Source organism: Pseudomonas sp. MAG002Y, assembly GCF_019400845.1.
Lineage (GTDB): Bacteria > Pseudomonadota > Gammaproteobacteria > Pseudomonadales > Pseudomonadaceae > Chryseomonas > Chryseomonas luteola.
The window spans coordinates 22,938-34,703 of sequence record NZ_WOEJ01000007.1 but is presented as its reverse complement, the minus strand read 5'-3'; the positions used below and the strand labels follow the sequence as shown (position 1 = coordinate 34,703).

The 11,766-nt window shown below is 52.2% G+C and carries 12 protein-coding genes; 5 read left to right on the top strand and 7 right to left on the bottom strand.

The genetic code is table 11. The annotated features are described in order from the left end of the window. Positions 1 to 2: 2 nt before the first annotated feature. The gene (gene tal / locus GM154_RS11615; protein WP_010794876.1) at positions 3 to 926 is read right to left on the bottom strand and encodes a transaldolase; all 924 of its coding nucleotides are present in this window, start codon (positions 924 to 926) and stop codon (positions 3 to 5) included. Between the two features lie 45 nt (positions 927 to 971). Continuing rightward, positions 972 to 1,982 carry a tRNA dihydrouridine(20/20a) synthase DusA gene (gene dusA / locus GM154_RS11610; protein ID WP_219652330.1) on the bottom strand — a complete coding sequence of 337 codons (1,011 nt, stop codon included), beginning with the start codon at positions 1,980 to 1,982 and terminating at the stop codon, positions 972 to 974. Positions 1,983 to 2,353: 371 nt separating this feature from the next. On the opposite strand from dusA, the gene pcsA reads away from it, so the two are divergent. The 5 genes from pcsA to GM154_RS11585 all read left to right on the top strand — a co-directional run bounded on the left by pcsA (position 2,354) and on the right by GM154_RS11585 (position 5,207). Beyond that, complete coding sequence (gene pcsA / locus GM154_RS11605) at positions 2,354 to 3,061, top strand: phosphatidylcholine synthase (RefSeq protein WP_010794874.1); 708 nt, start codon at positions 2,354 to 2,356, stop codon at positions 3,059 to 3,061. Between the two features lie 191 nt (positions 3,062 to 3,252). Further along, on the top strand, positions 3,253 to 3,459 hold the full coding sequence (locus GM154_RS11600; protein ID WP_010794873.1) for a hypothetical protein: 207 nt from the start codon (positions 3,253 to 3,255) through the stop codon (positions 3,457 to 3,459). Between the two features lie 92 nt (positions 3,460 to 3,551). Further along, on the top strand, positions 3,552 to 3,926 hold the full coding sequence (locus GM154_RS11595) for a response regulator (protein WP_010794872.1): 375 nt from the start codon (positions 3,552 to 3,554) through the stop codon (positions 3,924 to 3,926). Positions 3,927 to 4,117: 191 nt separating this feature from the next. Beyond that, a complete protein-coding gene (locus tag GM154_RS11590; RefSeq protein WP_219652329.1) occupies positions 4,118 to 4,363 on the top strand; it encodes a hypothetical protein in 246 nt (81 codons plus the stop codon). A gap of 13 nt (positions 4,364 to 4,376) precedes the next feature. Continuing rightward, positions 4,377 to 5,207, top strand: coding sequence for a formate/nitrite transporter family protein (locus GM154_RS11585; protein ID WP_219652328.1), 831 nt, complete (start codon positions 4,377 to 4,379; stop codon positions 5,205 to 5,207). Between the two features lie 34 nt (positions 5,208 to 5,241). Here GM154_RS11585 and fabI read toward each other — a convergent pair whose 3' ends face one another. From fabI to GM154_RS11560, 5 genes are read right to left on the bottom strand one after another with little or no spacing between them, the layout of a single operon-like run. After that, on the bottom strand, positions 5,242 to 6,036 hold the full coding sequence (gene fabI, locus GM154_RS11580) for an enoyl-ACP reductase FabI (protein WP_074823955.1): 795 nt from the start codon (positions 6,034 to 6,036) through the stop codon (positions 5,242 to 5,244). An 18-nt stretch (positions 6,037 to 6,054) separates the two neighbouring features. Continuing rightward, positions 6,055 to 7,704, bottom strand: coding sequence for an ABC transporter ATP-binding protein (locus tag GM154_RS11575; RefSeq protein WP_219652327.1), 1,650 nt, complete (start codon positions 7,702 to 7,704; stop codon positions 6,055 to 6,057). Further along, complete coding sequence (locus GM154_RS11570; protein ID WP_219652326.1) at positions 7,682 to 8,704, bottom strand: ABC transporter permease; 1,023 nt, start codon at positions 8,702 to 8,704, stop codon at positions 7,682 to 7,684. The genes GM154_RS11575 and GM154_RS11570 overlap by 23 nt, the downstream gene beginning before the upstream one ends. Then, the gene (locus GM154_RS11565) at positions 8,704 to 9,786 is read right to left on the bottom strand and encodes a microcin C ABC transporter permease YejB (protein WP_010794866.1); all 1,083 of its coding nucleotides are present in this window, start codon (positions 9,784 to 9,786) and stop codon (positions 8,704 to 8,706) included. Before GM154_RS11565 ends, GM154_RS11570 begins: the two co-directional genes overlap by 1 nt. Continuing rightward, the gene (locus tag GM154_RS11560) at positions 9,786 to 11,615 is read right to left on the bottom strand and encodes an extracellular solute-binding protein (RefSeq protein WP_219652325.1); all 1,830 of its coding nucleotides are present in this window, start codon (positions 11,613 to 11,615) and stop codon (positions 9,786 to 9,788) included. Before GM154_RS11560 ends, GM154_RS11565 begins: the two co-directional genes overlap by 1 nt. Positions 11,616 to 11,766 lie beyond the last annotated feature (151 nt).

The following is an 11,766-nucleotide window of genomic DNA, read 5'->3' as shown; positions in this document are numbered from 1 at the left end:
CATTACTTCTTGGCGCTAATCAGGCCTTCCAGTTTTTCCTGATCACGAGCGAATTGGCGGATGCCTTCCGCCAGTTTCTCGGTGGCCATGGCGTCTTCATTCAAAGACCAGCGGAAAGCACTTTCGTTAAGGGAATGCAACGGCTCGGCTGTGCCGCCTGCTACCAGGTTACGCTCAAGCGTGCCTTCATCTTCAGACAGGCTCTGCAGTAGCTCTGGGCTGATCGTCAAGCGATCACATCCTGCCAGTTGTTCGATTTGGTTGAGGTTACGGAAGCTTGCACCCATCACCACGGTTTCGAACTTGTTGGCTTTGTAGTACTGATAAATACGGGAAACTGACTGTACGCCTGGGTCTTCCTTTCCAGTAAAGTCACGGCCTTCGGCTTTCTTGTACCAGTCGTAGATACGACCAACGAATGGAGAGATCAGGAAAACGCCAGCATCAGCGCAAGCTGCCGCCTGGGCAAAGGAAAAGAGCAAAGTCAGATTAGTTTGAATACCATCTTTTTCGAGCTTTTCAGCAGCGCGAATGCCTTCCCATGTGGAGGCAATTTTGATGAGTACTCGGTCTTTGCTGATTCCGGCTTTCTCGTACAGGTCAATCAAGCGCTCTGCACGGCTCAGGGTTGCATTTGTATCAAACGAAAGCCTGGCATCGACTTCAGTCGAAATGCGGCCCGGAATGACATTAAGAATTTCCTTGCCAACAGCAACCGCAAACTTGTCGCAAGCCAGGCCGATGTCGTCACCCGTATCGTTGAGAGCGTCGCCTAGCAGTTGAGCGTAGCGGGGCAATGCTGCCGCTTTCAGCAGAAGGGAAGGGTTGGTCGTAGCATCGACAGGCTTCAGACGTGTGATAGCGTCCAGATCACCTGTATCGGCTACTACTGTAGTGTATTGCTTGAGTTGCTCTAGCTTGTTCATGCTTGCTATCGATCCTCACGTAGTGATTAGAGTGTTTGACCAGATTCAATGACCTTCCAAGAGTTCAGTGGCTTGGTCAAATATACGTAGCGGTTCTGAGCTTTTATGCACATCTACTGAGAGTAGCTGCCTGAAGCGGCGCCCTCCCTTAATTCCCTGCGAAAGGCCCAGAATGTGCCGGGTTATGTGATGCATGGCGCCGCCTGACGCCAGATGCTTGTCTATATACGGACGAAGCGACTGTAACACCTGGTGCCGAGTCGTAATGGCACGGTCATCACCGAACACTAATTGATCCACAGACGCCAGAAGATACGGGTTGTGATAAGCCTCACGGCCAAGCATGACGCCATTGAAAGTCTTCAGGTGAGTCTGTGCTTCTTCCAAGGTCTTAATGCCGCCATTCAGAATGAATTCAAGATCTGGAAAATCATTCATCAGTTGTGCGGCTACGTCATAACGCAGCGGCGGGACTTCACGATTCTGCTTGGGAGACAATCCTTCCAGAATGGCAATGCGTGCGTGTACGGTAAAACTATTGCAGCCCGCTTCGTTGACGGTGGTAATGAACTCCTGCAGCTGATCATAGCTGTCTCGGCCATTGATCCCAATACGGTGTTTTACCGTAACGGGAATACTTACCGCGTCGCGCATTGCCTTTACGCAATCAGCCACCAGTTGAGGGTGAGCCATCAGGCAGGCGCCAATCATGTTATTCTGTACCCTATCGCTTGGGCAGCCAACGTTCAGGTTGACCTCATCGTAACCTGCTGCTTCGGCTAGGCGGGCACAGGCTGCCAGCTCATGCGGAGTACTGCCGCCTAGCTGCAGCGCGATAGGATGCTCACTTTGGTCGTACGCTAAAAAGCGTGCCGGATTGCCTCGAAGCAAGGCGCCTGTTGTTACCATCTCGGTGTAAAGCAGTGTTCGCTTCGAAAGCAGGCGCATGAAAAAGCGGCAATGTTTGTCCGTCCAGTCCATCATTGGCGCAACGGAGAAGCGGCGTGACAGTGTAGAAGGCTTGTTCAAGGCTGGGTGAGTGTTCGAGGCGGTCATGGGGTGTTCCAGTTACTACGTTACAGCCTATTCCAATACGACATCGGAAATAGAGGTCAGTAACTTCGGCGAGCTTGAGCGCTAGCTTATCAGGAAAGCCCCCGTCTAATCGAAGATCGGTATCGTATCCTTGGCTACGCGTGCTTTTTAATTTGGAAGACGCCAAAAAGACGAAATACCTCATATTCCAGCGAACTCTATAGGGGTACGCTTTGTCTTGTCGGTAGCATCATGAATGTTCGTATCGGTATCCTTTCCAAACTCCTGTATTCTAGATCTGATTTATTAACCATATGGCCGGTTTGTTTTTCTTTGCGCCGACTGTATAAGCCTTATTTCATGCCACGAAGAGATTCGCTGTGATATTGACCATGCCCTCAGACAAGCTCAAAGCCTGGGGCGCCCATGGCGTCACCGCCACGGGTGTTGTCCTGGCGTTGCTTGCAACACTTGCCCTGTTTGATAATCAGCCCAAAGAATGCCTGCTGTGGCTCGGTGCTGCCCTGATTGTAGATGGTCTGGACGGAACCCTGGCGCGCAAGCTCAATACCAAATCTGTTCTGCCCCATTTCGACGGTTCAGTACTTGATCTGGCGATTGACTACCTTACGTATGTCTTCATTCCAGCGCTGTTCATTTACAAGTACATACCTTTACCAAGCTACACCGCGCTCTTTACCGTTTCAGTGATTCTGGTGTCTTCCTTGTTCTGTTTCTGTAACGTGAACATGAAGAGCAGCGATAACTACTTTGTAGGCTTTCCAGCAGCCTGGAATGTGGTGGCGCTTTATTTGTATATCCTGTCGCCAGCACCATGGCTGACGCTATTGGGCGTTATTGTGCTGGCGATGCTGACTTTGACGCGCATGAAATTCTTGCACCCTTTCCGAGTGCGCAAGTTCATGCCTATCAATATTGCAGTAACGTTCGTCTGGCTGCTGTGCAGTATGTTGCTGATTCTTAATCATCCTGACCATAGTCCAACTTTGTTGGCAATCTGGTTTGCCATGTCTGGATACTTCATTGGAATCTGCATTTGGCGTTCGGCCATTGAGTGGTTTGGTCACTTGCGCGCTTAAACGCAAAAAATCGTCTTTGCTCAAAAGCCTCGCTCACGCGGGGCTTTTTATTTATTGCCCATGAGTTTTGGTAATGAAAGTGTCGGTCGATAGAGATTGGTCTTGAACACCCGTCGAGTGATCAGGTCTATCTTTGACGAGGCAATGCTTCGAAGTGAAAAGAAGACCACTAATCTAAGATGGGGGCCGCTATGAAAACCAAAGCACTAGCTGTATTGGCGTTGACGGGACTGATGTCTGTGACTGGCATGGCATTGGCTGACGATAAGACAAGCCCTAACTCTGCCGGCATGGGGACGCCTGACGGATCATCCACAGGTAAAGGCGCCGGCGCTGACGTGGGGGGTGACGTCACGCCTTCACCAAAAGAAGAGCAGGGCGATAAAAGCGATAAGTAAGGTATATAGATTTAAAAGCTCAAGTTTCCAATACGGGGAACTTGAGCCTGTTTCGTGGTCAAAGCTGCGTGTTTAATCGAGTGAGACGGTTCATGAGTTCTACAGATAAAGTAGTATTAATCGTAGAGGATGAACCTCAGGTCTTGTTAATACTCGTTGATTACCTTACTGAGCTTGGTTACAAGGTGCTTCAGGCGCCTTCATCGACCGAAGCCTTTCTTATTCTAGCTACAAAGCCTGACCTCGATCTTCTGATCACTGACTACAGATTGCCTGATGGCGTGTCGGGCGTAATGATTGCCGAGCCGGCACTTAAGCTACGTCCTGACCTCAAAGTAATGTTTATCAGTGGCTATCCGGCTGAAATTATGGATACAGGCAGTCCGCTGATTGGCACAGCTCCAGTATTGGCCAAGCCTTTTGCTTTGGACAAGCTGCAGGACTACATCCAGCGGCTCCTGGCTTAACGCCGCTTTTAGTTGATCCAACTTTCTGCCGACAACAGTCGATGCCCTGCCATGGTATGGCGATCTGTTGTGTTGTACTAACAGATACTTATTCTTTTATACCTCGGGCAGATCGTTTCCTAGCCTTATCAGTCTACTAAGTATCCGGTTGGCTTGTGGACGCCAACGTTAACGTGGAGAGGACTGTATCTATGGCAATCAAGCATTTCGAACATTTCGAAGCGATTTCATCCGCCGTACCTGCGCAAGACGGCTTTGAAGCCGTGATTGGCGTTAAGGCCCGAGAGGAAGGAAGTCAGCCTCATTTTCATCGAGTAGCCACTGAGCGACATTTCGACTTGGCATCCGAGGCTGAAGAAGCTGCTGACGCAGCGCTTAGCCGGGTAGTTGAAATCGCTGAGGATGGCAGTCTTATCTGGGAAGAAAGTACCCGCTGAGCGAGGAAGCTCTATGGATTCGGTCGATAAGGGAAAAACGCCTGGTCTTACCGCTGAGGAAGAGCAGGATGTCAGTGAGAACCAGCCGCCTCGCGCGGCGGTTCTCCATGAAACTATCAGAAAGCAAGGCGAGCAGGAGCTTGAGAGAAGTAGCAGTGCGCTTTTCTGGTCCGCTCTGGGCGCAGGACTAACCATGGGCCTTTCGCTGATAGCGATGGGGCTTTTGAATTCTCATCTCCCTGAGGGAGAGACAAGCAAGCTTATTTCGAGCTTTGGTTATTCGGTGGGTTTTCTGGCCGTAATTCTGGCTCGACAGCAGCTCTTTACCGAAAACACCATTACGGCGGTGCTTCCTGTAATGACGCAGCCGTCATTGCATATGTTCAGGCAATTGCTGCGGTTATGGGGCATCGTTCTTATAGGTAACTTGATCGGCACATCGCTCATTTCCTATGTCGTGCTTTACCTTCCTCTGTTCGAACCCAGAGTCGATGCGGCCTTTCTGGAGATAGGCCGGAAAGTAATGGAAAATGGCGTACCAGAAATGTTTTCAAAGGGAATTATTTCTGGATGGATGATCGCAACCATGGTCTGGATGATATCGTCAGCAGAGCATGCCAAGATTTGGATAATCATTGCGATCACCTACCTGATGGCTTTGGGTGACTTCACCCATATTATTGTGGGGTCGGCTGAGGTGGCTTATCTGGTGTTTTCCGGCGAGCTTTCATGGGCAGAGTTCGGGCTTGTCTTCGTTGGGCCTACCTTGGCGGGTAATATTGTAGGCGGAACGTTTATTTTTACTCTTCTCAGCCATGCACAGATACGAAGCGATACGCCATAAAAAAGGCCCCTTAGGGGCCTTTTTTATGTTTACATCACTCTTCTATCTGACCCATGGCGGTAGTGTTGAAGCCGCCATCGACATAAAGAATTTCGCCGCTGATGCCTGATGCTAGGTCCGAGCACAGGAAGGCACCGGCGTTGCCGACCTCTTCGATGGTCACATTGCGACGCAGAGGGGTTTGGCGTTCGTTAGCCGCAAGCATCTTGCGGAAGCTCTTGATACCCGATGCTGCCAGGGTGCGAATGGGGCCAGCCGAGATGGCATTGACGCGAGTGCCTTCCGGGCCAAGGCTGCCTGCCAGATAGCGGACACCTGCCTCAAGGCTGGCCTTGGCCATGCCCATGACATTGTAGTTGGGCATGGTGCGCTCGGCACCCAGATAGGACAGGGTCAACAAGCTGCCGTTGCGGCCCTTCATCATTTCGCGTCCCGCCTTGGCCAGCGCAACAAAGCTATAGGCACTGATGTCGTGAGCGATACGGAAGCCTTCACGGGTTGTCACTTCAGTAAAGTCACCGTCCAGCTGATCGCCGGGTGCAAAGCCAACGGAGTGAACGATGATGTCCAGGCCGTCCCATTTCTTGGAGAGCTCTGTAAACACCGCTTCGATTTCTTCGTCGTTGGCAACATCGCAAGGGAAGCACAAATCGGCATTGGAGCCCCAGCCAGCCGCGAACTCTTCAACGCGGGACTTGAGCTTGTCGTTCTGATAGGTAAAGGCCAGTTCGGCACCTTCACGGTGCATCGCAGCAGCGATACCGGAGGCAATGGATAATTTGCTGGCGACGCCTACGATCAGGACGCGCTTACCGGCGAGAAATCCCATGTGTTTTCTTCCTCTTGGTTAATAGGCAGGGGCGGACGATGCAAGTGCCGCATCCAATAACTGCCGTGTATACGGGTGCTGAGGTCGTTGAAAGACATCTTCAGCACTCCCTTGTTCTACAACCTGGCCCGCTTTCATCACCAGCAGTTGGTGACTCAGCGCTCTTACAACAGCCAGGTCATGGCTGATGAACAGATAAGTCAGATTGTGTTTGGCCTGCAGATCGCGAAGCAGGTCCACGACCTGCCGCTGAACTGTCCTGTCGAGCGCTGAGGTAGGCTCATCCAGCAAGATCAACGAAGGTTTCACTATCAGGGCCCGGGCAATGGCGATGCGTTGCCGTTGCCCACCTGAAAACTCGTGAGGATAACGATGGCGGACCTCTGGATCGAGTCCTACCTCCCGTAATGCCCCGATTATTGCTGTCTCCTGTTCTTCTGGTGTTCCTATGCGATGGATTCTCAGTCCTTCTCCCACGATGTCGCTAACGGACATACGTGGACTCAGACTACCGTAAGGGTCCTGAAAGACCACTTGCATCTGTCGCCGCAACGGTCGAATTTGGGCAGAGGATAGCTGATCGAGCGCCTGATTGCCGAAGCGTATGCGGCCGCGGCTTTCCAATAGACGAAGAATGGCCAGGCCCAATGTGGTTTTACCGGAGCCGCTCTCACCCACAATGCCCAAGGTTTGACCTCGTGGAACCGCTAGTGAGACGTCGTCAACGGCTTTTACGTGATCAACCGTTCGACGAAACAGCCCTTTACGAATCGGAAACCAGACGCTCAAATGTTCAGTAGCCAGTTCTACAGGTGCAGGATGGCTGGAAATCGGATCGCCACTCGGCTCCGCTGCCAGCAGTAATTGTGTGTAAGGATGCTGTGGATGTTGAAACAGCGTCTTGCACGTTTCCTGTTCGACGATGCGACCACGTTGCATGACACATATCCGATCGGCAATCTGACGTACCAGGTTCAAGTCATGGCTGATAAGCAGGATCGACATGCCTAATCGCTTCTGCAGATCTTTCAAAAGGTGTAGAACCTTTTGCTGAACGGTGACATCCAGTGCAGTAGTGGGCTCGTCAGCAATGAGCAGATCCGGCTCGCATGCCAGCGCCATGGCAATCATGACGCGCTGGCGCTGACCGCCCGAAAGCTCATGTGGGTAAGCTGAAAGGCGGCTGGCTGGATCGGGAATGCCTACCAGATCGAGAAGTTCGATCATACGCTTGCGTGCGGGAGGACCTTTCATGCCTTTATGCAGCGCCAGGACTTCGCCTAGCTGCTTATCGAGCGTATGCAGTGGGTTGAGGGACGTCATCGGCTCCTGAAAGATCATGGCGATGCGATTCCCGCGTATTCCGTACAGTTTCCTTTCAGGCAACTTCAGCAGATCTTGGCCACCGTACAGGATACGGCCGGCAGGATAGTGGGCGGTGGACGCTGGTAATAAACGCAGCAACGAATGGGCTGTTACAGATTTGCCCGAGCCGCTTTCACCGACAAGAGCCAAGGTCTCGCCAGGGTAAATATCGAACGATACCTGCTCGACTGCACGAACTACCTCTTGTCCGTTGCGGAATTCGACGCACAGATCACGCACTTCAAGCAGTCGGGTGGTCTGCTGGGCAGAAGACGCCACGTTATTTTCGGGGGTCGAATGCATCGCGTGCCGCCTCGCCAATGAATACTAGAAGGCTTAACATCAAGGCCAATGTCACAAAGGCCGAGATGCCCAGCCAGGGCGCCTGCAGGTTTTCTTTACCCTGAGCGATCAGCTCGCCCAGGGAGGGTGCACCAGCCGGAAGCCCAAACCCTAGAAAATCCAGGGACGTCAAGGTTCCAATTGCTGCCGTGAGCAGGAAGGGAAGAAAGGTCATGGTAGCGATCATGGCGTTTGGCAAAATATGATGAAACATGATCGCAGGATCTTTCATGCCGAGCGCGCGTGCCGCACGTACATATTCAAGGTTACGGCCACGCAAGAATTCAGCGCGCACAACATCTACCAGAGACGTCCATGAAAACAGCAGCATGATGCCCAGCAGCCACCAGAAGTTAGGCTGTACAAAACTGGACAGGATGATCAGTAGGAACAGCACGGGCAGACCTGACCAGATCTCCAGAAAGCGCTGCCCTAGAAGATCTACCCAACCGCCGAAATAACCTTGTAGCGCGCCTACAAGCACGCCAATCAGGCTGCTGCCGATGGTTAGAATCAAGGCGAATAGGACCGATATGCGAAAGCCATAGATGATACGGGCCAGAACGTCTCTTGCCTGATCATCCGTCCCTAGCCAATTTTGTGCCGAGGGTGGGGCGGGGGCTGGGATATTGAGGTCGTAATTGATGCTGTCGTAGCTGAACGGAATGAGCGGCCATACCATAGAGGCTGCTTTTTCAGTCATCAGCTTTTCGAAGTAGGGGCCTTTGTAATTGGGCTCCAGAGGAAACTCACCGCCAAACTCGGTTTCGTTGTAATGCACCAACGCAGGGAAATACCACTGATCATCGACATGAATGACCAAAGGTTTGTCATTGGCAATGAGCTCTGCGCAGAGACAAAGAACAAACAGGACGATAAACAGCCAGAGCGAATACCAGCCTCGTTTATGAGCCTTGAAGCGACTCCAGCGGCGTTGATTGAGGGGGGAAAGACGCGGCATCAGTAGTCTCGGCTTTCGAAGTCAATGCGAGGATCGATCAGCATATAAGTCAGGTCGCTGATTAATTTGGTCACCAACCCGAACAGAGTGAATAAAAACAGTGTTCCGAATACGACTGGGTAATCCCGGCTCATGACTGACTCGAAGCTAAGCAGCCCGAGGCCATCCAGGGAAAAGATCACTTCAATCAATAATGAGCCGGTGAAAAAAACGCCCAGTAATGCCGCAGGGACACCTGATATGACCAAAAGCATAGCGTTTCGAAAAACATGCCCATAAAGGACGCGACGCTCTGTCAGGCCTTTGGCCCGTGCGGTGATGACATACTGCTTATTGATTTCGTCCAGAAAACTGTTCTTGGTCAATAACGTAAGCGTTGCAAAGCCGCCGATCACAAGGGTAGTTACCGGGAGCGCCAGGTGCCAGAAGTAGTCGACGATCTTGCCACCTAGCGTCAGTTCCTCGAAATTGGGTGACGTCAGGCCGCGCAGTGGAAACCATTGCAGATAACTGCCGCCCGCAAACAGTACGATCAGCAGGATACCGAACAGAAAGGCTGGGATCGCATAGCCAATGACGATGGCAGAGCTGGTCCATACATCGAACGTACTGCCGTGGCGGATAGCCTTGGTAATGCCCAGTGGAATGCTGACCAGATACAGAATCAGTGTACTCCACAGGCCAAGGGAAATTGAGACCGGCAACTTTTCCAGGATAAGGTCAGTTACTTTGGCGTCCCTGAAAAAGCTCTGGCCAAAATCCAGTTGGGCATAGCTTTTTATCATCAGCCAGAAGCGCTGCGTTGCAGGTTTATCAAAGCCGTATTGCTTTTCGAGCTGCTTGATCAGATCCTCATCCAGGCCCTGGGCACCGCGATAATGTGTATTGCCATGCTCTGCCGACTCGCTCCCGCTGCCCGTAATGCGGCTTGTTGCGCCACCCGCGCCCAAACCTTGCAGGCGAGCCATGGCCTGGTCAACAGGGCCGCCAGGAGAGGCCTGAATAATAATGAAGTTGATGAGCAAAATGCCGAACAGCGTAGGAATAATCAGCAGCAATCGCCGCAGGGCGTAGGACAGCATCAGGGATTCACCTGCGACGTTTTGCGTGCCGTATCGCTGACTTGCCACCAAGTCATAAGGCCGAAATCGGAGTCGGGTTGCTTAGCGGGGCGTCCGAAGCGGTTCCAGTAGGCAACTCGCCAGCGGTCGGTATACCAGTTGGGAACGACGTAATACCCCCAAAGCAAGGCGCGATCTAGCGCTTTGGCATGGGTAATTAGTGAAGCACGAGTATCGGCGCCGATTAGCATCTCCACGAGACGATCGATGGCAGGGTCCTTCAGTCCGAGCAGATTACGACTTCCAGGATCATCTGCACTGGTTGAGTGCCAGAAGTTACGCTGTTCATTACCGGGCGAGCTGGACTGTGGCCAGCTGAAAATTGTCATATCGAAGTCGCGGGAGCGTACACGATTGACGAACTGGGATACATCTACCCGCCGAATATCCAGGGTGATACCAACTTCCGCGAGGTTGCGTTTGTAGGGCAGCAGCACTCTTTCAAAGGCGGGTTGGGCCAACATGAACTCAAAGCGCAATGGATTTCCTTGTGTATCCACCATGCGATCGTTTTCGATGTGATAGCCCGCTTCCAGCAAGAGCCGGTACGCCTCTCGTTGTTGCGGTCGGACAATTCCGCTTCCGTCGGTACGGGAAGGCTCTAGCGATTGGCTAAAGACTTGTGGAGGCAGTCGATCGCGTAGAGGTTCCAGAATCTTCAGCTCTTCTGGGCCGGGTAGCCCCCTGGCAGCCAGTTCGGAATTTTCGAAGTAACTATTGTTGCGTGTATAGGCGCCGTAGAACAGTTGACGATTGCTCCATTCAAAGTCGAATAGAAGTGCAATAGCCTGGCGTACCCGCTTGTCCTGAAACATGGGACGGCGCAGGTTGTAAATAAAAGCCTGCATGCCTTGAGGCTCATGATTAGGTATTTCTGCCTTGACGATGCGTCCTTCTCTCAAGGCCGGCGTTTCGTAAGCAGTGGCCCAATTCTTGGCGGACATCTCCTGGTTTATATCGAACTGATTCGCCTTGAACGCTTCCAGTCCTACGTTCTGATCACGATAGTAATCAACCGTGATAGTGTCGAAGTTGTAGAAGCCCTTGTTGACGGCAAGATCCTTACCCCACCAGTCTTTTACACGCTCAAGCCTAAGCGAGCGTCCGGCCTGCAGGCTGGCGATTCGGTAAGGACCGCTACCAAGGGGTGGTTCCAGAGAAGACTTCCCAAAATCCCGGCTGGCCCACCATGCCTTAGGCAGAACCGGTAGCTGCCCCAGAATAAGAGGCAGCTCACGATTTTGGGTTGTCTTGAAGTCAAAACGGACCACCAGCCGGCTCTCAGCTTTGACTTCTTTTACATCCGCGTAATAGCTGCGGTAGAGCGGATCGCCCTGATTGACCAACGCGTTGAAGGTGAACACTACGTCATCAGCCGTGACTGGTGTTCCATCATTGAATCGAGCCTGGGGACGCAGGTAAAAGCGAACGTAGCTGTTGTCAGAGGCTTTTTCGATCTTTTCGGCCAGCAACCCGTATTCGGTAAAAGGCTCATCCTGAGCATGAAATGTCAGCGTTTCATAAATCAGGCTGGTCTGGGCAGGGGGCGTTCCCTTGTTGTTGAAGGGATTGAGCGTATCGAAGCTACCGAAGCCGGACAGGCGTAGGGTGCCGCCTTTAGGAGCATTTGGATTGGTGTAATCAAAATGACTAAAGTTTGCTGGATACTTGGGGGCCTCATCATACAAGGTAACTGCATGCTGAGGGGCAGCATGGGCGTTACCATACACCAGCCCTAGCGCGGCGGCGAAAAGAGCGCCATGAATCCAGGCAGAAAAACGAAGGGCCATCTTAGCGCTCATTGTATGTGTCGGAGAGGCTGGCTTGATCATAAGCTGTACGGCCAGGCAGAACTCTTTCTGTAAGGCGTTGAGCAGTAACGGTACCAGTTCGCTTCAGCAGGAAAAAGAGACGTATATGACTGCCTGTGACGCACCAAGA